Genomic DNA, 24,312 nt, shown 5'->3' on the forward strand with positions numbered 1-24,312 from the left:
GGTTACGCCTTGCTAAGAGTGAGGGCTGCGCCATACGGCGGCAGCGAAGCGGTATCCGCATAGGCGGACTCGATCCAGGCGGCGCCGACCGGCACCGCGTCATCCACAACCACCGGCAGCACGCGCGTTTCGCCAACACGTGCCCGGCCACCGTCGACAAGTCCCAGACGGGACGCGTCGTCGGCATGCAAGCGTACGGCGGCTCCGCGGGTCAGCGGATGGTCGTTCAGCGCCTTGGCGCGACGCAGCACGGCATCACTGCGGTAGATCGGCATGCTGGCGATGCGCGTCAGACCGGAGGCCGCGGCACCGCGTTCGCACAGACCGTCGACCACGACCGGCTCGGATGTATGCATCTCGGCGCGAAGGCCGGCGAAATCGTCGAAACCGAAACCCTCGATCGCGAGTTCGCCACCGATGGCACGAAGAATCTTCCATCCGGCCCGAGCCTGACCCGGCGCGGTCGCGCCGGCGGGCTGCGATTGCTCGATGCCGTCCACGTTGGTCAACGTGGCGTCGATTTCCGGCAGCAGCGCCAGCGGCAGGATCACGTCGGCGACATCGCGCAGGCTGCGACCGGCGTAGGCGCTGAAGGCGACCACGGTGTTCGCACCCAACAGCGACTGCATCGCCGTGGCATCGTCAGCGAAGTCGTACGGCATGTCCACGCCGTACAGCACGTAGGCGTCACGCGGCTGCGCCAGCATGGCGCGAGCATCGAGACCGCCCTCGCCCGGCAGCACGTCGCCGCGCGCCAGGCCGACCGCATTGGCGCCCAACGGGATTTCGTTGAAACCGGCCTGCGCGGCTTCGGCGACATAGCGCGCGGCAGCGCGCAGCCAGGATGCCTGCGGATGCGTGGCGGCCATTTCGCCGAACACCACCACGGCCTGCGAAGCCTTGCTCAAGGCATCGAAGGCCGCCTCGGCCGCGGCATCGCTCTCGACGCTGCTCAGTACCTCCGCCAGCGCCGACGACGGCTTCAGCTCGCTCTTGGCCGCGGCGGCCTTGGCGATCGCCAGTACCGCCTGAGGCAGATGCTGCGGGGCGACCGTGGTCTCGCCGGCCAGCGCATAGCCCTGATCGATCTTGAGGCTGCCGACCGCGTGGACGGCGGCGCCGTGACGCACGGCCTGACGCAGACGATGGCCGAGCAACGGCATCTCGTGACGCAGGTTGCTGCCGACCAGCAGCGCCGCGCCGACCTTGTCCATCTCGGCGACCGGCGTGCCGAACGTGCGCGCCACGGGTGCGTCGGCGAAATCGACCGTGCGCAGACGGTGATCGATGTGCGCGCTGCCCAGGCCCTTGGCCAGACGGCGCAGCAGATCGCCTTCTTCGTTGCTGGTGAAGGGGCTGACCAGGAAACCGATGTCCTGTCCCGCTTCGCGCAGCGCGTCGACGGCCGCCTTCAGGGCCACGTCCCACTGCACTTCGTGCCAGGTGCCGTCGCGCTTGACCATCGGCACGTGCAGACGATCGTCGGCGTACAGCCCCTGATGGCTGTAGCGATCACGATCGGACAGCCAGCATTCGTTGATCGATTCGTTGTCACGCGGCACCGTGCGCAGGACTTCGCCGCGGCGCGTATGCAGCCACAGGTTCGAGCCCAGCGCATCGTGGTAGCCGATGGACGGACGCGCCAGCAGTTCCCAGGCGCGGGCCTGGAACTGGAACGGCTTGTTGGTCAGCGCGCCGACCGGGCACACGTCGATGATGTTGCCGCCGATCTCGCTGTCGATGGACTTGCCGATGTAGGTACCGATCTCCAGGCCCTCACCGCGGTTCATGCCACCCAGTTCGTAGGTGCCGGCGATCTCGCCCATGAAGCGCACGCAGCGCGTGCACTGGATGCAGCGGGTCATCTCGGTGGCGATCAGCGGGCCGAGATTCTCGTCGGCGACCGTGCGCTTGCGCTCGGTGTAACGGCTGACGGAACGGCCGTAGCCCAGCGCCACGTCCTGCAGCTCGCACTCGCCGCCCTGATCGCAGATCGGGCAGTCCAGCGGATGATTGATGAGCAGGAACTCCATCACGTCACGCTGCCAGTGCAACGCCTTGTCCGAACGCGTGGAGACCTTCATGCCCTCGCCCACCGGCGTGGCGCAGGCCGGCTGCGGCTTGGGAATCGCGCGACCGCCCATCTCCACCTCGACCAGACACTGCCGGCAGTTGGCGGCGATGGCCAGTTTCGGGTGATAGCAGAAACGCGGAATCGTGATCCCGGCCTTGTCGGCGGCCTGGATGATCATCGAACCCTTGGGCACCTGCATGGCCTTGCCATCGATCTCGATGTTGACCATGTCCGGCGGAGTGTTGTTGGCGGGCTGCGCACTCATTATGCGGCGACTCCCAGCTTGTCTTCGGTCATCGAACGGCCGTGCTCGACGAAATATTCGAACTCGTCCCAGAAGTGGTGCAGGAAGCCCTGCACCGGCCACGCGGCGGCTTCGCCGAAGGCGCAGATGGTATGGCCCTCGATCTGACCCGCCACCGCCTTCAGGCGATGCAGATCTTCCTTGGTGCCCTTGCCCTCGACGATGCGCGACAGCACGCGGTACATCCAGCCGGTGCCCTCGCGGCACGGCGTGCACTGGCCGCAGGACTCCTTGAAGTAGAACTGCGAGATGCGGCGGCAGGCCTTGACCATGCAGGTGGTCTCGTCCATGACGATGACCGCGCCGGAACCGAGACCGGAACCCGCCTGCTGCAGGCTGTCGTAGTCCATGGTGCAGTCAAGGATGACATCGGCCGGCAGCACCTTCATCGACGAACCGCCGGGAATCACGGCCTTGAGTTTGTTGCCGTTGCGCACACCGCCGGCCATCTCCAGCAGTTCCTTGAAGGACGTGCCGAGACGGATTTCGAAGTTACCCGGATTATTGACGTGGCCGGACACCGAGAAAATCTTCGGACCGCCGTTGTTCGGCTTGCCCTGCTCCAGGAACCAGTCCGCGCCATTGCGCAGGATGGCCGGCACTGAAGCATAAGTCTCGGTGTTGTTGATGGTGGACGGCTTGCCGTACAGACCGAAGTTGGCCGGGAACGGCGGCTTGAAGCGCGGCTGGCCCTTCTTGCCTTCCAGCGACTCCATCAATGCGGTTTCCTCGCCGCAGATGTAGGCACCGGCGCCGAGCGCGTTATGAATGTCCACGTCGATGCCCGTGCCCTGGATGTTCTTGCCCAGCAGGCCGGCCTCGTAGGCTTCCTTCAGCGCCTCTTCGATATGCTCGAACGGTTCGTGGTGGAACTCGCCGCGCATGTAGTTGTAGGCGGCGGTCGAACCCGTCGCGTAGCACGCGATGGCCATGCCCTCGAGCACGGAATGCGGATTGAAGCGGAGGATGTCGCGGTCCTTGCAGGTACCCGGCTCGGACTCGTCCGAGTTGCACAGGATGTACTTCTGCATGTCGCCCTTCGGCATGAAGGACCACTTCAGCCCGGTCGGGAAGCCTGCGCCGCCGCGACCGCGCAGGCCGCTGGCCTTGACCGCGTCGATGATGGAAGCCGGATCCGGCTTCTCGGCCAGGATCTTCTCCCAGGCCTTCCAGCCGCCGCTCGCGCGGTAGCTTTCCAGGGACCACGGCTTGTCGTGGTGCAGCGTCGTGTAGACGACCTGGTGCTGTTTGGGTTCGGGACCGTATGCCATGACCTTTACCTTTGCGATCCCGCCGCGGCGAGGATCCAGTCGCGGCCGTTCAGGGCCGCAGAATGCGAAATTGCGTCAATCGAGCTTGTCGAGAATCTCGTCGACCTTCTCCGGCGTCAGCTTCTCGTGATAGTGGCCATCGACCACCATCATCGGCGCGCCGCAGCAGGCCGCCAGGCACTCTTCCTCGCGCTTGAGGTAGATACGCCCGTCCGGCGAACTCTCGCCCAGCTTCACCCCGTACTTGTTCTCGCAGTGACGCACGAGGTCCTCGGCGCCATTGAGCCAGCACGAGATGTTGGTGCAGATCGCCACATTGTGACGACCGACCGGCTCCAGCTCGAACATCGAGTAGAACGTGGCGACCTCGTAGGCCCATACCGGCGGCAGGTCCAGATACTTGGCCACCGCGGCAATCAACTCGTCAGTCAGGTAACCGCCGTTCTGTACCTGCGCGGCGAACAGACTCTGGATCAACGCCGAGCGCTTGCGATCCTCGGGGAACTTGGCCGCCCAGTGATCCATGTGCTTGCGCGTGTCCTCGCTGAGGACGGCCTGCGGATCGACGTCACGAACCTTGTCGAAATTACCGGTGGCTCTCATCGGTCGACCTCCCCGAACACCACATCATAGGTACCGATCATGGCGACCACGTCCGGCAGCATGTGGCCGGCGGTGATGGCATCCATGGACGAAAGATGCACGAAGCTCGGCGCGCGAACCTTCACGCGGAACGGTTTGTTGGCGCCGTCGGAAATCATGTACACACCGAACTCGCCCTTGGGGGCCTCGACTGCGGCATAGGTTTCGCCAGCCGGCACGCCGTAGCCCTCGGTGAACAGCTTGAAGTGATGGATCAGGGCTTCCATGTCGTGCTTCATGGCTTCGCGCGACGGCGGCGAGACCTTGAAGTTGTTGAGCATGACCGGACCCGAATGCTCGCGCAGCCACTTCACGCACTGCTTGATGATGCGATTGGACTGGCGCATCTCCTCGACACGCACCAGATAGCGGTCGTAGCAGTCGCCGTGGACGCCGACCGGGATGTCGAAGTCCATGTCCGCATAGGCGGCGTACGGCTGCTTCTTGCGCAGATCCCATTCGATGCCGGAACCGCGAAGCATCGGACCGGTCATGCCCCAGGCCTGCGCCTGTTCCGGACTGATGATGCCGATGTCGACGGTGCGCTGCTTCCAGATGCGATTGTTGGTCAGCAGATTCTCGTACTCGTCCACCTTCGACGGGAAGTCGTCGGTGAAAGCGTCGAGGAAGTCCAGCATGGAACCTTCACGCCACTGGTTCAGGCGCTTGAGATCCGCACCCTTGTGCCAGCGTGACTCGTTGTACTGCGGCATCTTCGCCGGCAGGTCACGATAGACACCGCCCGGACGGTAGTACGTCGCGTGCATGCGCGCGCCGGAGACCGCCTCGTAGCAGTCCATCAGCTCTTCGCGCTCGCGGAAGGCGTACAGGAACACGGCCATGGCGCCGAGATCGAGCGCGTTCGAACCGATCCACATCAGGTGGTTCAGGATGCGGGTGATCTCGTCGAACATCGTGCGGATGTACTGCGCGCGGATCGGCGCCTCGATGCCCAGCAGATTCTCGATGGCGCGCACGTAGCCGTGCTCGTTGCACATCATCGACACGTAGTCGAGACGATCCATGTAGCCGATCGACTGATTGAACGGCTTGGACTCGGCCAGTTTCTCGGTCGCGCGATGCAGCAGACCGATGTGCGGATCGGCCTTGACCACGGTCTCGCCGTCCATCTCCAGCACCAGGCGCAGCACGCCGTGGGCGGCCGGATGCTGCGGGCCGAAGTTCATCGTGTAATTGCGGATTTCCTGAGCCGACATCGCTCAATTCTCCTGCCAGTGATCGGCAGCTTCGGCCTTGGCCTGCTGCAGGTCGACGTCGTCGCGGATCACGCGCGGTACCAGCACGCGCGGTACGACGGACGTCACCGGTTCGTAGACCACGCGCTTCTTGTCGGGGTCGTAGCGCATCTCGACGTTGCCGATCAGCGGGAAGTCCTTGCGGAACGGACGGCCGACGAAACCGTAGTCGGTGAGGATGCGACGCAGATCCGGATGACCGTCGTAGACGATGCCATACAGATCGAAGGATTCGCGCTCGAACCAATTCGCGACCGGCCACAGACCGACCAGCGAAGGCACCAGCGGCAACGCATCGTCTTCGCAGAAGGTGCGAACGCGCAGGCGACGGTTGTGGCGAATCGAAAGCAGATGCACGACCGAGGCGAAGCGTCGCTCCATCTCGACATTGCGCGGCCGGCCTTCCCAGTCGAAACGACCGGTGGCTTCACCGTGCACGCCGCGCGAGAAACCGGCACCGGACACCGAGGTGGTCTCCCACTCGTTCTGCCCGTAGCCGAGATAGTCGACGCCGCAGACATCGATCAGTTCGCTGAAGTCGAAATCCGGCTCGTCGCGCAGCGCGGTCGCGACCTGCATCAGGTCGCTCGGGGCCACTTCGATGGTGGTCTCGCCACGCACCGTCTCGACCTTGCCCAGCACTTCGCCGAAACGCGCGACAAGGCGCTCGGCCAGCGAGTTCGTTTGCGTATCGCTCATGGCCCGACCTCAGCGCGCGATGGTGTGGGTGCGGCGGATCTTCTTCTGCAACTGCAGAATGCCGTGGATCAGGGCCTCGGCCGTGGGCGGACAGCCCGGCACGTAGATGTCCACCGGCACGATGCGGTCGCAACCGCGCACCACCGAATAGGAATAGTGGTAGTAGCCGCCGCCATTGGCACACGACCCCATGGAGATGACCCACTTCGGGTCGGGCATCTGGTCGTAGACCTTGCGCAGCGCCGGAGCCATCTTGTTGACCAACGTACCGGCGACGATCATCACGTCGGACTGACGCGGGCTCGGACGGAAGATCACGCCGTAGCGATCCAGATCCAGACGCGCGGCGCCGGCATGCATCATCTCGACGGCACAGCAAGCCAGACCGAAGGTCATCGGCCACATCGAACCCGTACGCGCCCAGTTCATTAGTGCGTCGACGCTGGTGGTTGCCCAGCCGCGCTGCACGATGGGGTTGTCGCCCGCCGGGCGCAGAATGTCATCGACGCGGTCCAGCGGCTGCGGGTTGTGCATCACCCGGTCAATGGAGGAGATCAATCCCATTCCAGCGCTCCTTTCTTCCAGACGTAGGCGAAACCGACCACCAGCAGCGCCAAGAACAATCCCATCTCGATGAGCGCGATGGCACCGATCTTGTCGAACACCACGGCCCATGGGAACAGGAACGCCACCTCCAGATCGAAGATGATGAACAGAATGGCGATCAGGTAGTAGCGCACGTCGAACTTCATGCGCGCATCCTCGAAAGCCTCGAAACCGCATTCGTACGGCGAGAGCTTTTCAGGGTCGGGATTGCGGGGCGCTACGAGAAGGCCGATCGCCAGCAGAACAATGCCGAGGCCACCGGCCACGACGAGGAACAACAGCACGGGCCAGTATTCGGCTAGCACGGGTCGGCAACCTCCACGCTTCGTTGCGCATCAGCGACTGTCGCCCCGATGACGACAGTCTTCATTGTAATTGGTGCCCAAGGGGGGACTCGAACCCCCACGACTTTCGTCGCTACCACCTCAAGGTAGTGCGTCTACCAATTCCGCCACCTGGGCAAAAAACTCAAATCGTTACTTCTTCGCGGGAGCCGGCGTGACCGGCTTGCCGCTGCTGGCGCCGCCCGCTTCCTGCGGCAACGACGGCACATCCGAACCCGAAGGCATCGCAGCGCTGGATGACGGAGCTGTCTGAACCGGCGCTGCAGGTGCTGCCTTCGTCGTGGCGCTCGCGGCAGGTGTCTGCATCGCGGACATCACGCCGAGGTTCTTGGCCTGTTTCGGCGCACCCGAATGGCTGAAGTATATCGCCATACCGAGGCTGAGGAGAAAGAAAAGCGTCGCCAGCACGCCCGTCGCGCGCGTCATGAAGCTGGACGAGCCACGCGCACCGAACACGGTGCCCGACGCACCCGCACCGAAACCGGCGCCGGCGTCGGCGCCCTGGCCGCGCTGCATGAGGATCAGCACGATCATGGCCGCGGCGATCAGGATGTAGAAAACGCTGAAGATGATGAACATGTCTAGTTGGTCTCCGCCGCGCCACGCGCTTGATGCGCTGCCGCGCAGATGGCCAGAAAGTCGGTTGCTGTCAGGGAAGCCCCGCCGATCAAGCCGCCGTCCACGTCCGCCTGGGCGAACAGTTCGGCTGCATTCGAGGGTTTGACGCTGCCGCCGTAAAGCAGGCGCGTCAGACCGCTGATTTTAGCACTTCCTTTTGCCAGTTGGCTACGGATAAACGCATGCGCATCCTGTGCCTGTTGCGGGGTGGCCGTCTGCCCCGTGCCGATCGCCCAGACCGGCTCGTAGGCAATCACCGCCTGCTCGAACGCTTCGACGCCATTGTGCTCGAGCACGGCACCCAGCTGTTCGGACAGCACTTCTTCGGTGCGACCCTGCTCGCGCTGCTCCAGCGTTTCGCCAATGCAGAGCATCGGAGTGAGTCCAGCCTTCCGCGCCGCGGCGAACTTGCGTGCCACCAACTCGCTGCTCTCGCCGTGGTACTGGCGGCGCTCGGAGTGCCCGACCAGCGCCCAGACGCAACCTGCGTCGCGCAACATCGCAGCCGACACTTCGCCGGTGTACGCGCCTTCGGCGTGCTCGCTGACGTCCTGCCCGCCACATGGCAAGGCATCACCGTGCGTCGCACAGAGATCAAGATAGGGATACGGCGGAAACACCGCCACGTCGATGTCCGTCGGACGCTGCGCGGCGATATCCGCCGTCAACGCCGTCGCCATCGCCCGCGTGCCGTGCATTTTCCAGTTTCCCGCTACCAGCATCCTGCGCATGAGTGCGACCCCTTCGCCTCGATCAAGCCCGCAAGGATAGCGGCGACCACGCAAATCTGGCAATGCGGAAATACCTGAACCCGAATCGTCCAGAAGGCAGGTTGTGCGCCCTGCGCACGAAAACGTCGACCACAGCGTCCTCACAAACGTGCGGCTTTGCTTATGATGAAGAACCACATTGACCTGCAAGGGAAGGCCTCGCATGACCGCACACCCGCGACCCGTCGCCCTGATCACCGGCGCTTCGGCCGGCATCGGCGCCGCCTTCGCCCGCGAACTCGCCGCGCGCGGGCACCATCTCGTCCTGACTGCGCGCCGTGCCGCGCGCCTGCAGGAACTGGCCGAAGAGCTGTGCGCCCGGCATGGCGTCGAAGTGCAGGTCATGGTCGACGACCTGGCCGACCCGATGGCACCGCGCCGCATCGTCGACGCACTGGAACAGCGCAATCTGGGCATCGACGTGCTGATCAATAACGCCGGCTACGGCGTACCGGGCAGTTTCGACAGCCAGCCCTGGGTCCGGCACAGCGACTTCCTGCAGGTGCTGGTCCACGCTCCGACCGAACTCGCGCATCGCCTGCTGCCCGGCATGATCGAACGCCGTCACGGGCGCATCATCAACGTCGCCTCGCTGGCCGGCCACCTGCCCGGTTCCACGGGGCACACGCTCTATGCCGCCTCCAAGGCCTACATGATTCGCTTCTCCGAATCGCTGGCGCTGGAGAACCGCGCGCGCGGCGTCCATGTCTGCGCGCTGTGCCCGGGCTTCACCTACAGCGAGTTCCACGACGTCACCGGCGCGCGCGAACTGGTCTCGAAGATGCCGAAGTGGATGTGGATGCAGGCCGACCAGGTCGCCGCGCAGGGACTCGACGCCGTCGAGCGCGGCGATGTGGTCTACGTCAACGGCCGCGTGAACCGCGCGATCAAGGCCTTCGCGAAATTGCTCCCGGACAGGCTGGCACTACACCTCTCGTCCCGACACTCCAACCGCTACCGGGTCCTGGAAAGCGAATAGATTCCCGCGCGCCCGGCGCAACGGATGCCTGCGCTATGCTCGACCATCATCTTTCACGGAGCCGTGCCCGATGCCTGTCGCCGCCCGCCCGATGCGCAATCTTCCGTACCGCAAGCCCGCCGAGGGCCGCGACTACTGGATCGTGGATGACGCACTGCCTGATCCCATGGCAGTGCGCGAGCGTCAACTGGCGCGCCAGGACTGGAGCTACGGCCACCCGCACACCGCCGAAGTCTGGCCGGGCATGCGCGCCCTGCCCGCCCTCGATGACGACGAACTCGCGCATGTAGAGACCCATGTCATGCAGCGGACCGGCGCCCAGCGGCTTTGGGTCGAGCAGACGGATGACGGCTCGCGTCTGAATCACAACTGCGTGCAGGTCGTCGGCGCCATCGAGGGCGGCGTCAAACCGCACACCGATTCACTGCATCTGTGTCGATATGCCGCGGTGCTCTACCTGACACCCGATGCGCCGACGCGCTGCGGCACCGCCTTCTATCGGCAGCGGCTGGGCAACGGCCAGGCCGGCGGCAATACCGTCAACAAACCACACCGCAACCTGGTCGATGCATTGGGCACGCGTCACGTCCCGCCGAATTCCTTTGCCGAGGACGTGCGCGTCGATAACCACTTCAACCGCCTGCTCGTCTATCGCGCCAACCTGATCCACAGCGCCACCGCCTACTGCGGTCTGACGCTGGAGGACAAGCGCATGACGGCGGTGTTCTTCTGGATGGCCTAACCCACGTCGGCCATCAGGAGCGGCGACGGCAGGTCAGCGTGTCGCCGACTTCCAGCCCATGGCCGGAACGATCGATCTTCCAGTCGACCCGATAAACATCCTTGCTCACGCGCACATACACGAATTGCTGTGCCGGCTGCTTGCCCGTGTCGACCATCCAGCGCAGGACGTTTCCTTTCCAGCCGTCACTCCACATGCGACGCGCGCCGCCAAAGTTGTCCATCACCGTTGCGCTGTAACGCTTGCGGCCCTGGTCGTACCCCCAGGTCTCGATCGCCCGATAGCTGGCCGGCGGACGGTCGGCGTGGTGCTTGACCAGTACCGAACCGTTCAGATCGAACGCGAACCGCATGGTCGAGGCGATGTGCTTGCCGCTGGACGGAAACATCCCCGCGCACGACCAGCTGCCGGAAAAATAGGCCAGCGCTCACATCACCCCGGCGGGTTTCGGCGCCCCAGCCCACACGAAACTCGCCGGAACCAGCGCCAACACCCCCAGCAGAAGCTTGCTGTACATGCGCATTTTCATCGCCCTCGAATCACTCGCATGGCGTGAGCATTCCGACCGCCGGCCCGCATGGTCAGGGCCGACAGCCAGATGCTCGGATTAAAAATCAGATCAGACGAATTTCACGCAGGCGCTGCTGCAGATACTCGTGCGAAGTGATCGAGGTGTCGTAGCGGCTCGGATTGTCCTCGCTCACACACTGCGGCAGCGGGTCCAGCACCACATCAGGATTCGGATGCAGGAAGAACGGCACCGAGTACCGCGGCTTGCTGGCATCCGCGCCCGGCGGGTTGACCACGCGGTGCGTGGTGGACGGGTACACGTGATTGGTCAAGCGCTGCAGCATGTCGCCGATGTTGACCACGATGGCGTCGCCGGTCGTCGTGATCGGCAGCCATTCACCCTCGCGCGTGAACACCTCCAGACCCGCTGCGCTGGCACCGACCAGCAGCGTGATGAAGTTGATGTCCTCGTGTGCGCCGGCACGCACATTAGGCACATCACCTTCGATCGGCGGATAGTGAATCGGGCGCAGGATCGAGTTGCCCTGATCGATCTTGTCCTCGAAATAGTTCTCCGGCAGATCGATGTGCAGCGCCAACGCACGCAGCACACGCGCGCCGAGTTGGTCCAGCGCCTCGTACAGCGCATAGCCGTACTGCTTGAAGTCGGGCACTTCGGACGGCCACAGGTTCGGCGCCATGGTGTCGGCGAACTTCGAGCCGGGATCGATCTCGCGGCCGATGTGCCAGAACTCCTTGAGATCCGGGTACTGGCTGTCCTTGGCCGTCTCGACCTTGAACGGGGTGTAGCCGCGCGCGCCGCCGGTGCCGGGCACGTGGTACTTCATCTTCACGTCCTCGGGCAGCGCGAAGAAGCGCTGGAAGACGCCGTAGGCGTTCTCGATCAGCTCATGGGTGACGCCGTGGCCGCTGATGCAGCAGAAACCGAATTCACGGTAGGCCGCGCCCAGTTCGGCGACGAAAGCATCGCGGTCGGTGTCGAAACGGCGGATGTCGAGCGTGGGTACGTTTTTCATCGTTCCATATGTCCAGGTTGGCGTGCGGTCATCTTGGGAATCCGCTACCGCAGGAGCGGTGCACGTCGGGCCAATCCTTGGCGACCTGGTTGGACGCGTCTGGCGTCCGGCAGGCTCACGAGCGTGAGTGAGCCGATTTTACGATGTCCGCCAACTCCTGCGCCATGCCCTGCACCTCGTCGGCGTCAGCGGCCTCGACCGTGACGCGCACCAGCGGCTCGGTGCCCGAAGGGCGCAGGAATACGCGTCCGCGTCCGTCCAGACGCTTCTTCGCGGCCGCCACGGCCTCCTGCACGACCTTCGTCTCCAGCACTTCGCGCGCGCCGTGCGCCACCGGCACGTTCAGCATGACCTGCGGCAACTTGTGCAGATCGGCGCGCGCTGCCACCAGATCCTTGCCCTCGGCACGCAGCGCTTCGAGCACGCACAGCGCGGCGACGATGCCGTCGCCGGTGCTCGCCCGATCCAGACAGAGAATGTGTCCGGACGTCTCGCCGCCCAGCACGCCACCGTTCGCCTTCAGCTGCTGCAGCACATAGCGATCGCCGACATGGGCGCGCACGAAGGCGACGCCCAGCGTTCCCAGCGCCTGCTCGAAACCGTAGTTGCTCATCAGGGTGCCGACCACGGGACCGCGCAGGCGGCCGCTGCGCTGCCAGGCACGTGCCATGACGTAGAGCATGTCGTCGCCGTCGACCAGCACGCCGTCGTGATCGATCATCTGCACGCGGTCGCCGTCGCCGTCGAACGCAATGCCCAGATCCGCGCCCTGCTCCAGCACGGTCTTGCGCAGGGCGTCGGGATGTGTTGAACCCACGCCCGCATTGATGTTGAAACCGTCCGGCTGAGCGCCGGTCAGATGCACGTCGGCGCCCAGCTCGGTGAAGACCTTCGGTGCGACCTGGTAGGTGGCGCCGTGGGCGCAGTCCAGCACGATGCGCAGGCCGTGCAGACTAAAATCGCGCGACATGGTGCTCTTGCAGAATTCGACATAGCGGGCCTCGGCGTCGTTGATACGACGCGCCTTGCCCAGTCGCTCCGAAGGCACGGTGACGAAATCGGCATCGACCTCGCGCTCGATCGCCGCCTCGACCGCATCCTCGAGCTTCTCGCCCGCGGCGGAGAAGAACTTGATGCCATTGTCCTGGTGCGGGTTGTGCGACGCGCTGATGACGATGCCGGCATCCGCACGCAGGCTGCGCGTCAGGAACGCCACCGCCGGCGTCGGCATCGGCCCCAGGAGCCGCACGTCTGCGCCCGAAGCTACCAGTCCGGCCTCCAGCGCCGACTCGAACATGTAGCCCGAGATACGGGTGTCCTTGCCGATCAGCACCGTGGGACGTTCCTTGGCGCCGCCCAGCGCGACGCCCGCGGCGCGCCCCAGACGCAGCATGAACTCGGCCGTGATGGGCCACTCGCCCACCCGTCCGCGGATACCGTCGGTGCCGAAATATTTGCGTTCACTCATGATGTCGGGCTCTTTGCAGTCCGTTCCGGGCGCGTCGCGCGCCTCAGTCGTCGTCGGGCCAGCGTGGCGCGCGCTCGAGCGGCGCGACGGGCGGCGGATCGCCGGCATGCACGGCGCGCCACACGGCCAACGCATCGACGGTCGCCGCCACGTCGTGGGTGCGCACCAGCATGGCGCCACGCTGCACGGCGATCAGGGCCGCTGCGACCGAACCGGACACGCGTTCGGTCGGCACTTCACGGCCGGTGATGGCGCCGATCATGGTCTTGCGAGAAAGCCCCACGTACACGCCACCCGCCAGGTCGGCGAACCGTCCAGTCGCGCGCAGCAGCGCCAGGTTGTGCTCCAGCGTCTTGCCGAAACCGAAGCCCGGATCGACCAGCAGCTTGCGCTTGTCGAGACCGGCCATCTCGCAGGCGAACACGCGCTCGGCCAGAAAGCGATGCACTTCGCCGACCACGTCGTCGTATTCCGGCGCGGCCTGCATGCTGCGCGGCGCACCCTGCATGTGCATCAGGCACACGGGCACATCCAGTTCCGCCGCGGTCCGCAGCGCGTCGTCCTCGCGCAGTGCGCGCACGTCGTTGATGAGACCCGCGCCGGCCTCGACGGCCGCGCGCATCACGGCGGGCTTGGAAGTATCCACGGACAGCGGCGCATCGCACTGTTCGGCCAGGCCGCGCAGCACGGGAATCACGCGACGCATCTCTTCGTCCGTATCCACGTCCGCCGCTCCCGGACGAGTCGACTCGCCGCCGATGTCGAGCATGTCCGCGCCCTCGGCCAGCAGCGTCAGGCCATGCGCCACGGCCGCACCGGTATCGGCATGATCGCCGCCATCGGAGAACGAATCCGGGGTGACATTGACGATACCCACCACCCGCGGCCGATCCAGGCGCAAGGTGCGCCCGCCGCAATCGAGGCGGCGCACGCCGTCGTCTCCGAACAGCGTGCTCACGCCGCCGGCTCCGGCTGTCCGGACAGCGCGCCCATGAAACGACGGTAGTAGCGCAACTCGTCGATCGAGTCACGGATGTCGCTTAGCGCAGTGTGCGCGCTGGTCTTGCCGATGCCGCGCGCGATGGACGGCGCCCAGCGCCGCGCCAGTTCCTTCAACGTGGACACGTCGAGATTGCGGTAGTGGAAATACCGTTCGAGCGCCGGCATCTGCCGATGCAGGAAACGGCGATCCTGGCAGATCGAGTTGCCGCACATCGGCGACTTGCGCTCCGGCACCCACTCCTTCAAGAACGCCAACGTCTCGGCCTCGGCCTGAGCGTGATCGACGCCGGATGCGAGCACCCGATCCCACAGACCGGAGCTGCCGTGCTGATTACGGTTCCAGTCGTCCATGGCCTGCAGGCGCGACTCGGCATGCAGGATCGCGAACACCGGCCCTTCGGCCAGTACGTTGAGTTCGCGATCGGTGACGATGGTGGCGATTTCCAGGATCGAATCACGGTCCGTGTCCAGCCCGGTCATCTCCAGGTCGATCCAGATCAGGTTGTCGTCATGTTGCGGCATCGCCGGCCTCCTTGGGACTGGCAGCGAGTGTAGCAGGGGCGCGGCATGCAGCCGTGTTCAGACACGCGGAAGACATGCGAAGATGCCGGGCATGAGCGAGGCGAGTTTCTTCTGGCACGACTACGAGACCTTCGGCACGGATAGCCGCCGCGACCGTGCGGTGCAGTTCGCCGGCATCCGCACCAACCTGGACCTGGAACCGATCGGCGAGCCCGTCTCGCTGTTCTGCCAGCCACCGCGCGATGCACTGCCGCAGCCACAGGCCTGCCTGGTCACCGGCATCACACCGCAGCAGGCGCAGCGCGAGGGGCTGAGCGAAGCCGAATTCGCCGCGCGCGTGCACGAGGAGCTGGCCGCGCCGGGCACTTGCGGCGTGGGCTACAACTCGCTGCGCTTCGACGACGAATTCACACGGCAGATGCTGTACCGCAATTTCTACGATCCGTATGCGCGCGAATGGCGGAACGGCAACTCGCGCTGGGACCTGATCGATCTGGCGCGCATGTGCCACGCACTGCGTCCGGACGGCATCGAGTGGCCCCGACGCGACGACGGCGCACCCAGTTTCAAGCTGGAACATCTGGCCGCCGCCAATGGCCTGGAACAGCGCCGCGCGCACGATGCGTTGTCGGACGTCGAGGCACTGATCGCCTTCGCCCGCCTGATACGCACCCGCCAGCCGCGTCTGTGGAAGTGGTACTTCGACCTCCGTCGCAAGCAGCGCGCCTTCGAGCTGCTCGATCTGGTGCGCAAGCCCGCGCTGCTCCACGTGTCGTCGCGCTACCCGGCCGCCAACGGCTGCATGACGATGATCGTGCCGCTAGCCCGTCACCCGACACGCAGCAACGAAATCATCGTCTACGACCTGCACAGCAACCCGGTCGATCTGATCATGCTCGACCCCGAGGACATCGCCGACCGCGTATTCACGCCACGCGCGGACCTGCCCGAAGACGTCGAACGCATTCCGCTGCGCACCATCCACGCCAACCGCTCTCCCGCACTGGCACCACTGTCGGTGCTCGAAGGCGTGGACACGACGCGCGTGGGCCTGGACACCGAGCGCTGCAACATCCATCGCAAGGAATTGCTGGCCGCACGCGGCATCGCCGACAAAGTGTGCAAGGTCTACGCGGCCGCCACCGACCTGCCCCCACCGGACGATCCCGAACTGGCGCTGTACGCCGGTTTCCTTCCCGACGCGGACCGCCCTCGCCTGGACGCCGTACGCGCCACGCCTCCCGAGGAGATGGCCCGCGACTTCGGATTCAGCGACGAACGCTACGGCGAACTACTGTTCCGCTACCGCGCGCGCAACTGGCCACAGACACTGAGCGCCGAGGAGCGCGCACGCTGGGACGACTTCCGCCGCCAGCGCATCGCCGGCGGTCATGCCCTGTCGACTGTGTCGCTGCATGGCTACTTCGACGAACTGCAGCGCCTGCGTGGCGAGCACACCGGCGACGCGCTCGGCTGGCTCGATCAACTGGAACAATGGGGCCGCGAACTCGCCACCGAACTCGATCTGGACATTCGCGCATGAGCCGCAGCTATTTCTCCGACGCCACGTTCCGTTTCCTGCGCCAGCTCCGACGCAACAACAACCGTGAATGGTTCCACGCGCACAAGGCGCAATACGAGGAACACCTGCGCGAGCCGTTTCTCGCGCTCATCGCCGACCTGCAGGAGCCGATCGCGGCCATCAGCCCGCACTACCGCGCCGACCCGCGCAAGGTCGGCGGATCGCTGTTCCGCATTCATCGCGACGTGCGTTTCTCCAACAACAAATTGCCGTACAAGACCTGGAGCGGCGCGCGCTTTTTCCACGAACGACGGCGCGAGGTCCATTCGCCCTCGTTCTACCTGCACATCGAACCCGGAAACTGCTTCGCGGGCGGCGGTATCTGGCATCCGGAATCGCCGACCTTACGGCGCATCCGCAATTTCATCGCCGACAACCCCGGCGCCTGGAAGCGCGCCACACGCAGCGCCGTCTTCCGCAAGCATTTCGAATTCCACGGCGAGCGACTGAAACGCCCGCCGCGCGGTTTCGATCCCGAGCACGAATTGATCGAGGATCTGAAACTCAAGAGCTTCGCCAGCGGCGCACCGCTGGACGACACCGTGGTCTGCTCGTCCCGGTTGCTTCCCGAGATCGTCCAGACGTTCAAGCGGATCGCGCCCCTCGTCGACTACCTCTGCGCCTCGGTCGATCTCGAGTGCTGAACCCGAACGAGCGTAATGAATCAGCCACATAGCGTCTGATTTCACAAATTTACAAACGTTTGTTTGACGGCGGTCCCGAAGCGGGTCTAGGCTGCCGTCGCTGCATCGTGCACCTCTGGGGGGAGGTCTGCGCCGTGCGGCACGGCTGGTTCGCGGACGCGAACCGATAACCGCTCATCACTCGACGTGGATGGATGCGATGCCCCGCAAGCGGGTGCATGGGCACACGCGACGCAAGGTCGCGTGACATGGAGGGAGGAACATCATGCAACGACGTGCAAGTCTTGCCTTTTTGCTGGCCCTGCTGCTGGCCTGCTTCACCGTACCGGCCTTCGCGGCCGTGACCGGTGTCGCACTGGTCCACGGCACCGGAAGCCAGACCGACGCCTACAACGACTACTGGCAGTCTTCGATGGTCGAGTCGATCCGTCAGGGATTGAGCGACCCGAACAACCTGCTGGTGGTCAACTGCGACTTCGAGCAGTACATGTGGGACGACCGCGCTGCCGGCTGTCTGGCGACGCAGCTGACCAATTTCATCAACGCCCGCCACATCGACGACCTGGTCGTCATCACGCATTCCAACGGCGGCAACGTGATGCGCTGGATCCTGTCCAACCCGACCTGGGATAGCCGCTATCCGAACATCATCTCCAAGATCCGCTGGGTCGACGCCCTGGCGCCGTCCAGCGCCGGCACGCCACTGGCCGATGCGGTGATGAACGGCAACGTGTTCGAGGAATCGCTGGGCTGGCTGCTGGGCTACAAGAGCGACGCTGTGCGCCAGCAGCAGGTGAGCTGGATGGCCTACTACAACCAGAACTATCTGCTCGGCACATCGGGCCGCCCCGCTCTGCCCAAGGGCTTCTGGGACGTGGTCGGCACGGACGTGACGTCCTCGCCGTTCAATTCCGATTCCTACTGCGGCGGCTACACCCTGAACGTCGGACTGGAACTCACCCAGAACTGGCTCGACAGCTGCTCGGACGGTTTCCTGAACTGCACCAGTCAGTCCGCGGCCGGCACCCTGTGGTTCAAGGACAAGAACGTGCTGGGCAAGACGCTCTCGCACAACCAGAGCCGTCGCGCCTGCTTCGGCATCGACACCGTGCTGCGCAACGACCTGTAAGGAGGCCGCCATGAACAAGATCCGTATTCTTCCGATCGCCGCGGCCCTGACCCTGATGGTGGCCGGCGCCGCGAACGCATCCGACCACTCGCTGCTGGCTGCGCAAAAGGGCGACTTGGTACCGCAGACGCTTCGCGCGGTGCCGACTGCACCGGTGAAATCGCTGTCCACCACCGCCGCGCCGACAAAACCGACCGTCGATCACCGACCGGTCCACGTGAGCTGGAAACTCGATGCCTCGCGCAAGCTCGAAGCCGCACCCAAGCCCTTCGACCGCAGCAGTCGCGAGTACTGGCAGGACGTATCCGCCGACGAACTGCATCGCGGCCTGCAGCTGCGCACGACCACGCCCGGCGCGCTGATCCGTCTGAGCCCGGTGGGTGGCGACTTCGGTCGCCTGGACCCGCAACGCATGCAGGTCACGCACGGCGGGCGCACGCTCACCGGCGCCGAGGCCATGAGCAACAGCGCCGACACCGCCCAGCTGCGCCAGGCCGGCATGATGGTCAGCGACGGCAGCATGGTGATGAAGCTGCGTCCGGACCTGGGCACCGGCCCGGTCACGCTGAAGGCCGCCGACGCCAAAGGTCGCTACGTGGTCCACGTGTTCGAGCCGAAGAGTCCGCTGGTGCTGCACGCGCAGACCACCCGCGACACCATCGCCTCGGGTCAGTCCGTGCGTCTGAACGTGCACCTGCGTGATGCCGGCGCCAATCAGGCCATGGATTCGGTGGGCGGCTTCCTCGTCGCTCCGGACGGGCACACGCGCGACCTGCGCTATCAGCGCAATGCCGACGGCAGCTATTCCGTCGACGTCACGCCGGACGCCGATCACGCCACCCGTCGCGGTCTGTGGGAACTGCATACGTTCACTAGCGCCACTGATGCCAGCGGCCACACCGTGCTGCGCGACGCCACCACCGCTTTCGCGGTCAGTGTCACCAATGCGCGCCTCGACGGCCGTGTGCAAGTGCAGGCTCGTGGCAAGAAGGGGATCGATCTGCAGATCGGGGTCGAAGCCGTTCAGGCCAGCCGCTACGCCGTGTCCGGCGTGCTCTACGGCCACGCCGCCGATGGCAGCCTGAAGCCGATGGCCTACGCCCAGTCCGCGAACTGGCTGCAGGCCGGCAAAGGGTCGATCGACCTGCGCTTCGATGCCGGTGCCCTGGCCGGCAGCGCACTGCGTCCGCCGTACGAGTTGCATGACCTGAAACTGGTCGACCAGGCCCACATGGGCATTCTGGAACGCCGCGCGGTCGCGTTGCGCTTCTCACCGTAAGACCCATCGCGGCGCGCCGGGGTACGGCGCGCCGCGATTCTGTGGCATAACGTCGCAAGACGGCGCACGTCGCATTTCGGCGACCTACGCTGCGGATACGGCATCTCAGCGGAGAAGGTCATGCCCAACGGCATCGAGCACACCCTGCGCGAACGCGGCTTCCGGCTGATCCGGCTACTCGAATACGCCGGCCTGCTGGTGGTACTGATCGCCACCCTGACCGCGGCCGGACAGGAAGTCCTGCTCATGTACCGTCAGGGCCGCGTCACCGTCGCCGACCTGCTGATGCTGTTCATCTACCTGGAACTGCTGGCCATGAACGGCATCTACTGGCGTGCGGGACGCCTGCCGGTGCGCATGCCGCTGTACATCGCCATTGTCGCCATGGCTCGTCACCTGACGCTGGAAACCCCGGACATGAACGCCTGGACCACGCTGGCCGAAGGCGGCACGGTGCTGCTGCTGAGCCTGGCGGTGCTGGTGGTGCGCTACGGGCACATCCGCCTTCCCTACCGCGACGAGGATCCGGACAACATCGGCGGCAAGCGAAGCTGAGAAAGCGCCGCGACGATCAAGCCTTCCGGAACGGGAAAGCCAGCACGTCGGCGATGGCATCGGTGCCGAGCATGCACATCAGCAGTCGATCGACGCCGAGTGCGACACCGGCACAATCGGGCATGTTTCCGAGCGCATCCAGCAACGACTCATCCAGCGGAACCTCCGCCAGACCTCGTTCGCGACGCACCGCATTGTCGCGTTCGTGCCGCATGCGTTGCTCGTCCGCGTCATTGAGTTCGTGATAGCCGTTGGCCAGCTCGTACGGCCCCAGGTAGACCTCGAAGCGTTCGGCCACGGCGGGCGAGCCTTGCCGCACCCGCGCCAGGGCGCACTGGCTGGCGGGATAATCGTGCACCACCGTGATGCGATCTGCAGGAAACGCCGGTTGCAGGAGGTGTGTCATCAGCAGATCGAGCCAGTCGTCGCGACCGAGTCCCTCCGGATCGATACCGAAATTACGCAACGGTGCGCGCAGCGATTCGATCTCCGCGACATGCGGGTCCAGCCCCAGTTGCTCACGGAACAGCTCGACATAGGTGGTGATCCGCGGTTCGGCAATGCGATCAACGGACGCCATTGCAACCCGCACCAGCGCCACGACCTCCTCGGCCAGACGACGCTCGTCCCAGCCGACCCGGTACCACTCCAGCATGGTGAACTCGGGGTTGTGCCGCCCACCAGCTTCGCCGTCGCGGAACACGCGACCAAGTTCATAGCAGTCGCCCAGCCCCTCGGCCAGCAGACGCTTGAGTGGAAACTCCGGCGACGTTCGCAGGTAGCGCACTGCTTCGCCTGCGTCGACATGACCGTGGAAGCGCGTGCGGAAACTCTCGATGTTGGGATCCGTGTTGCCGGCAGCGGAGAGTACCGGCGTCTCGACCTCCAGCACGCCGCGTTCGCGGAAGAAGTCGCGGATGCCTGCATACAGCTGCGCACGCAGGCGCAGACCGCGATGATGCTCCGTGCGTGCGCTCATGCGCCCGGTGTCCGCTTCGAGTGTGGCTGCACGCGGCGCAGACGCTCGACCAGATCGTGGATGAAGCGTTCCGGCAGATCGGCGCGTACCGGCACGCTGTACCAGTGCTTGCGCGCGAAGAAGATGCACTTGACCGCGTCCTTGCCAGTCATCAGCACCGGCAGGTGGTCGGAGAAATCCAGGTCCCGCGCAGTGAAGGCATGGTGATCGGGAAACGGATGCTCGATGACCTCGATCCGCTGCGCGCGGAGGCTCTCGAAGAAGCGCCGCGGGTTGCCGATCGCCGCCACCGCATGCACGCGCCGGCCGACCAGCGATTCCAGCGGCAACGCGCGCTCCTCGCCGAGCAAGGGATACGCGGTGTCGCCGATCAGGCGCATCGGCACCTCGCCCTCACGCGCCACGCCGCCATTGCACACCCGGAAATCGACGTCGTCGAGACGCGACTCGGGTTCGCGCAGCGGCCCCGCCGGAAGCAGCCAGCCATTGCCGAACCGGCGCGTACCATCGATCACGCAGACCTCGATGTCGCGGCGCAGCCGGTAATGCTGCAGACCGTCGTCGGCGAGCACCACGTCGACGCCCGCCTCCACCAGCAGACGCGCGGCGGCGGGACGATCCCGGCCGACGGCCACGGGCGCGCCGGTGCGTCCGCGGATCAGACACGGTTCGTCGCCCACCTCGGACGGGTCGGGGGCATCGCCGAGCAATTCCGGCACACGCCGCTGCCCGCCATAGCCTCGGCTGACCACACCAGGATGCCACCCGTGTGCACGAAGTGCCTCTACCAGGGCGATGGTGAGGGGCGTCTTGCCGGTGCCGCCGACAGAAATGTTGCCGATGACGATGACCGGGACCGGCAAGCCGACGCTCAACGAAGCATCGCACTCGAAACGCTCACGGCGCCGCTGCGCCAGCCAGCCGTAGAGGCGCGACAAGGCACGCAGCACCATCGAAGTGGGCCGCGAACGGTACCAGTTGCGTTGCACGGCATCGGAAAGTCCCATGCCTCGTCCACCTCGTCCTTGTCGTCGAATCGTCCCACCGCCCGCAACGGCGCGACCGAAGACGGGAAAATATCAGTCCGCGCCGGTAACGGCCACGTTGTCGTCGTGGAACTGCATGCGATGCAGCGCTGCGTACGTGCCGTCTCGTTCCAGCAATTGCGCATGCGTACCCAATTCCACCACGCGGCCCTGATCGAGCACGGCGATCTGGTCGGCATGCTCGACCGTAGACAACCGGTGTGCGATCACCAGTGTGGTGCGATTGACCATCAACCGCGTCAACGCCTGCTGGATCAGACGCTCGGACTCGGTATCCAGCGCCGAGGTGGCCTCGTCGAGAATCAGGATCGGCGCATCCTTGAGCACCGCGCGAGCAATGGCGATGCGCTGCCGCTGGCCGCCGGAAAGTGTGTTGCCGCCCTGCCCGATCCGCGTGTTCAGCCCATCCGGTAGTTCGCGGATGAACTCCATGGCGTTGGCAGCTTCCGCCGCAGCGACAATCTCGGCCTCGCTGGCGCCGTTCAGTTCGCCATAAGCAATATTGTTGGCCACGGTGTCGTCGAACAGCACCACACTCTGTCCGACCCAGGCGATCTGGCGCCGCAGTGAAGCCAGCGCATAGTCGTTCAGCGGATGACCATCAAGCGTGATGCGCCCGGCGCCCGGCTCGTAGAAGCGCGGCAGCAGACTCACCAGCGTGGACTTGCCGCTACCGGAACGACCGACTAGCGCCGTCACCTTGCCCGCCGGACAATCCAGGCGGATACCCTGCAGCGCCGCCACGGCGGCGCCCGGGTACTGCATCTGGACGTCCTCGAACGCCAGTTCACCGACACTGCGCTCGACTGTGCGCTGCCCGTGATCGCTCTCGGGCGGCGTGTCCATGACCGCGAACAGTTCCTCGGCCGCCGCCATGCCACGCTGAATGTCCGACTGCACGTTCGTCAGACGCTTCAATGAAGGAAGAATCGCGCCCATGGCGATGATGAGCGTGGTGAAGGAACCCGGCGTCAGGCTGTCGATGATACCCGGACGCGTGGCCATGAACACGATCAGCGCCAGCGACATCGCCGCTACGGTCTGCACTGTCGCCGAGGACAACGCGCTGGTCGAGGCCACTTTCAAGTTCAGGCGTCGCGCGGCTTCGGTGACTTCCTCGAAGCGGTTGCGCTCGCGCTGCTGACCGCCATAGATCTTGACCTCGCGCTGCCCGCTGACCACCTCGTCCACCGTGCCCGTCACGCCCCCCATCACGTTCTGCACGCGTCGGCCGATGCGGCGATAGCGGCGGCTGATGTAGGTCACCAGCAGCGCCACGAACGGCACCAGCACGAACAGAGCGAGCGTCAGATAGGCGCTGGTCCAGAGCATCAAGCCGACCATGCCGATCACGGTCAGACCGTCGGTCACGGCGACCTTCACCGCATTAGTGGTGGCGTTCGCAACCTGTTCGGAGGTGTAGGTGATGCGCGCGATCTGATGACCGGACGGTTCACGATTGAAGAACGCCGAAGTCATGCGCAGATACGTGTTGAAGATGTCCATGCGGATCTGCTGGACCACGTTGCGGCCGACCAGCGCGGTACCGTAGTTCTCCATGTATGCGCCCATGCCGCGCACCAGGAAGATGCCGACGATCCAAATCGGCATCCAGAAGATCGTGTCTGGGTCCTTCTTCATGAACAGACCATCCAGCATCGGCTTGATCTTGCTGGCGAAAACGGTCAGTCCAGCCGCATCCAGGGCCATGCCGATCACCGCCAGCAGGGCGATGATCCAGTACGGCCTGGCGTAGCCGAGCAATCGCTTGTAGGTCGTCCAGGTACTGACTTCGAACGACGTGCTTTCGCTGTTGCTCACGGTGAATCGGGCCCTTGGTCTGGCGTAGTGGCAATGGACAGGCGCGTGAAGCCGAGTTGGCCCAGCGCATCCATCGCGGTGACGACCGCCTGATGTGGGGTCATGGCGTCGGCACGCAAGGTCACCGGCTGATCGCGCTCCGATCCGGCAACGCTGGCAATCGAGCGTTTCAGCGCATCCACACCGGAGCCCAGCACCTGATTGCTGCCGACGAAGAAGTGCCCCTGGCGGTCGATCACCACCACCAGCGGGTGCAGCGCGGCCGAGGAGGTGTCCGCGCTGGCCTTGGGCAAGGTGACCTGCATGCGCGAATGGCGCACGAAGGTCGTGGTCAGCACGAAGAACATCAACAGGGTCAGCAGCACATCGATCAGCGGTACCACACTGATCTCGAACTCGTCCCGTCTGCGGTCGTTACCGATACGCACGGCGA

General features: G+C 65.1%; 25 protein-coding genes and 1 tRNA gene. 7 read left to right on the top strand and 19 right to left on the bottom strand.

Going from position 1 to position 24,312, the window contains the following annotated elements:
• Positions 1-2: 2 nt before the first annotated feature.
• The 10 genes from nuoG to tpiA form a co-directional block, all read right to left on the bottom strand.
• Complete coding sequence (gene nuoG / locus BTJ49_RS09000; RefSeq protein WP_113065022.1) at positions 3-2,339, bottom strand: NADH-quinone oxidoreductase subunit NuoG; 2,337 nt, start codon at positions 2,337-2,339, stop codon at positions 3-5.
• A complete protein-coding gene (nuoF, locus tag BTJ49_RS09005) occupies positions 2,339-3,649 on the bottom strand; it encodes an NADH-quinone oxidoreductase subunit NuoF (protein WP_113065023.1) in 1,311 nt (436 codons plus the stop codon). Before nuoF ends, nuoG begins: the two co-directional genes overlap by 1 nt.
• 75 nt (positions 3,650-3,724) lie before the next feature.
• Complete coding sequence (nuoE, locus tag BTJ49_RS09010; protein WP_113065024.1) at positions 3,725-4,252, bottom strand: NADH-quinone oxidoreductase subunit NuoE; 528 nt, start codon at positions 4,250-4,252, stop codon at positions 3,725-3,727.
• The gene (locus tag BTJ49_RS09015) at positions 4,249-5,508 is read right to left on the bottom strand and encodes an NADH-quinone oxidoreductase subunit D (RefSeq protein WP_113065025.1); all 1,260 of its coding nucleotides are present in this window, start codon (positions 5,506-5,508) and stop codon (positions 4,249-4,251) included. The genes nuoE and BTJ49_RS09015 overlap by 4 nt, the downstream gene beginning before the upstream one ends.
• 3 nt (positions 5,509-5,511) lie before the next feature.
• Positions 5,512-6,246, bottom strand: a complete 735-nt coding sequence (locus BTJ49_RS09020) for an NADH-quinone oxidoreductase subunit C (protein ID WP_113065026.1) — start codon at positions 6,244-6,246, stop codon at positions 5,512-5,514.
• 9 nt (positions 6,247-6,255) lie between these two features.
• Complete coding sequence (locus BTJ49_RS09025) at positions 6,256-6,810, bottom strand: NADH-quinone oxidoreductase subunit B (RefSeq protein ID WP_043100702.1); 555 nt, start codon at positions 6,808-6,810, stop codon at positions 6,256-6,258.
• A complete protein-coding gene (locus tag BTJ49_RS09030; protein ID WP_113065027.1) occupies positions 6,801-7,157 on the bottom strand; it encodes an NADH-quinone oxidoreductase subunit A in 357 nt (118 codons plus the stop codon). The genes BTJ49_RS09025 and BTJ49_RS09030 overlap by 10 nt, the downstream gene beginning before the upstream one ends.
• Before the next feature lie 71 nt (positions 7,158-7,228).
• Positions 7,229-7,313 (bottom strand) — tRNA-Leu (locus BTJ49_RS09035).
• A gap of 15 nt (positions 7,314-7,328) precedes the next feature.
• Positions 7,329-7,775 carry a preprotein translocase subunit SecG gene (gene secG, locus BTJ49_RS09040; protein ID WP_113065028.1) on the bottom strand — a complete coding sequence of 149 codons (447 nt, stop codon included), beginning with the start codon at positions 7,773-7,775 and terminating at the stop codon, positions 7,329-7,331.
• A gap of 2 nt (positions 7,776-7,777) precedes the next feature.
• Positions 7,778-8,545 carry a triose-phosphate isomerase gene (tpiA, locus tag BTJ49_RS09045; protein ID WP_113065029.1) on the bottom strand — a complete coding sequence of 256 codons (768 nt, stop codon included), beginning with the start codon at positions 8,543-8,545 and terminating at the stop codon, positions 7,778-7,780.
• Between the two features lie 202 nt (positions 8,546-8,747).
• Here tpiA and BTJ49_RS09050 point away from each other — a divergent pair, with 202 nt between their 5' ends.
• A complete protein-coding gene (locus BTJ49_RS09050; protein WP_113065030.1) occupies positions 8,748-9,563 on the top strand; it encodes an SDR family oxidoreductase in 816 nt (271 codons plus the stop codon).
• Positions 9,564-9,633: 70 nt separating this feature from the next.
• The gene (locus BTJ49_RS09055; RefSeq protein WP_113065031.1) at positions 9,634-10,305 is read left to right on the top strand and encodes a DUF6445 family protein; all 672 of its coding nucleotides are present in this window, start codon (positions 9,634-9,636) and stop codon (positions 10,303-10,305) included.
• A 13-nt stretch (positions 10,306-10,318) separates the two neighbouring features.
• Here the strand turns inward: BTJ49_RS09055 and BTJ49_RS09060 are convergent, their stop codons facing one another.
• The 5 genes from BTJ49_RS09060 to orn form a co-directional block, all read right to left on the bottom strand.
• Positions 10,319-10,693 (bottom strand): hypothetical protein, encoded by a 375-nt coding sequence (locus tag BTJ49_RS09060; protein ID WP_113065032.1) that lies wholly within the window; start codon positions 10,691-10,693, stop codon positions 10,319-10,321.
• 226 nt (positions 10,694-10,919) lie between these two features.
• Positions 10,920-11,852, bottom strand: a complete 933-nt coding sequence (locus BTJ49_RS09065) for a 2-oxoglutarate and iron-dependent oxygenase domain-containing protein (RefSeq protein WP_113065033.1) — start codon at positions 11,850-11,852, stop codon at positions 10,920-10,922.
• Between the two features lie 115 nt (positions 11,853-11,967).
• The gene (gene glmM / locus BTJ49_RS09070; RefSeq protein WP_113065117.1) at positions 11,968-13,320 is read right to left on the bottom strand and encodes a phosphoglucosamine mutase; all 1,353 of its coding nucleotides are present in this window, start codon (positions 13,318-13,320) and stop codon (positions 11,968-11,970) included.
• Between the two features lie 43 nt (positions 13,321-13,363).
• Positions 13,364-14,269 (bottom strand): dihydropteroate synthase, encoded by a 906-nt coding sequence (gene folP, locus BTJ49_RS09075; RefSeq protein WP_113065118.1) that lies wholly within the window; start codon positions 14,267-14,269, stop codon positions 13,364-13,366.
• Positions 14,270-14,274: 5 nt separating this feature from the next.
• Positions 14,275-14,844 carry an oligoribonuclease gene (gene orn, locus BTJ49_RS09080; protein ID WP_113065034.1) on the bottom strand — a complete coding sequence of 190 codons (570 nt, stop codon included), beginning with the start codon at positions 14,842-14,844 and terminating at the stop codon, positions 14,275-14,277.
• A 91-nt stretch (positions 14,845-14,935) separates the two neighbouring features.
• Here orn and sbcB point away from each other — a divergent pair, with 91 nt between their 5' ends.
• The 5 genes from sbcB to BTJ49_RS09105 all read left to right on the top strand — a co-directional run bounded on the left by sbcB (position 14,936) and on the right by BTJ49_RS09105 (position 20,033).
• The gene (gene sbcB / locus BTJ49_RS09085) at positions 14,936-16,387 is read left to right on the top strand and encodes an exodeoxyribonuclease I (protein WP_113065035.1); all 1,452 of its coding nucleotides are present in this window, start codon (positions 14,936-14,938) and stop codon (positions 16,385-16,387) included.
• The gene (locus BTJ49_RS09090) at positions 16,384-17,070 is read left to right on the top strand and encodes a DUF2461 domain-containing protein (protein WP_113065036.1); all 687 of its coding nucleotides are present in this window, start codon (positions 16,384-16,386) and stop codon (positions 17,068-17,070) included. The genes sbcB and BTJ49_RS09090 overlap by 4 nt, the downstream gene beginning before the upstream one ends.
• A 265-nt stretch (positions 17,071-17,335) precedes the next feature.
• Positions 17,336-18,199 carry a hypothetical protein gene (locus BTJ49_RS09095; RefSeq protein WP_113065037.1) on the top strand — a complete coding sequence of 288 codons (864 nt, stop codon included), beginning with the start codon at positions 17,336-17,338 and terminating at the stop codon, positions 18,197-18,199.
• 10 nt (positions 18,200-18,209) lie between these two features.
• Positions 18,210-19,478: a DUF4785 domain-containing protein gene (locus BTJ49_RS09100; RefSeq protein ID WP_113065038.1), complete on the top strand. Its 1,269-nt coding sequence runs from the start codon at positions 18,210-18,212 to the stop codon at positions 19,476-19,478.
• A 120-nt stretch (positions 19,479-19,598) separates the two neighbouring features.
• Positions 19,599-20,033, top strand: coding sequence for a phosphate-starvation-inducible PsiE family protein (locus tag BTJ49_RS09105; RefSeq protein ID WP_113065039.1), 435 nt, complete (start codon positions 19,599-19,601; stop codon positions 20,031-20,033).
• Positions 20,034-20,049: 16 nt separating this feature from the next.
• Here the strand turns inward: BTJ49_RS09105 and epmA are convergent, their stop codons facing one another.
• From epmA to BTJ49_RS09125, 4 genes are all read right to left on the bottom strand, one after another.
• Complete coding sequence (gene epmA / locus BTJ49_RS09110) at positions 20,050-21,012, bottom strand: EF-P lysine aminoacylase EpmA (RefSeq protein WP_113065040.1); 963 nt, start codon at positions 21,010-21,012, stop codon at positions 20,050-20,052.
• Entirely contained in the window at positions 21,009-22,019 is a 1,011-nt protein-coding gene (gene lpxK, locus BTJ49_RS09115) for a tetraacyldisaccharide 4'-kinase (RefSeq protein ID WP_113065041.1), read from the bottom strand. Before lpxK ends, epmA begins: the two co-directional genes overlap by 4 nt.
• Positions 22,020-22,091: 72 nt before the next feature.
• Positions 22,092-23,879: a lipid A export permease/ATP-binding protein MsbA gene (gene msbA, locus BTJ49_RS09120; protein WP_113065042.1), complete on the bottom strand. Its 1,788-nt coding sequence runs from the start codon at positions 23,877-23,879 to the stop codon at positions 22,092-22,094.
• Positions 23,876-24,307, bottom strand: coding sequence for a biopolymer transporter ExbD (locus BTJ49_RS09125; protein WP_113065043.1), 432 nt, complete (start codon positions 24,305-24,307; stop codon positions 23,876-23,878). Before BTJ49_RS09125 ends, msbA begins: the two co-directional genes overlap by 4 nt.
• Positions 24,308-24,312: the final 5 nt, after the last annotated feature.

This window comes from Oleiagrimonas sp. MCCC 1A03011, from assembly GCF_003267965.1.
GTDB lineage: Bacteria > Pseudomonadota > Gammaproteobacteria > Xanthomonadales > Rhodanobacteraceae > Oleiagrimonas > Oleiagrimonas citrea.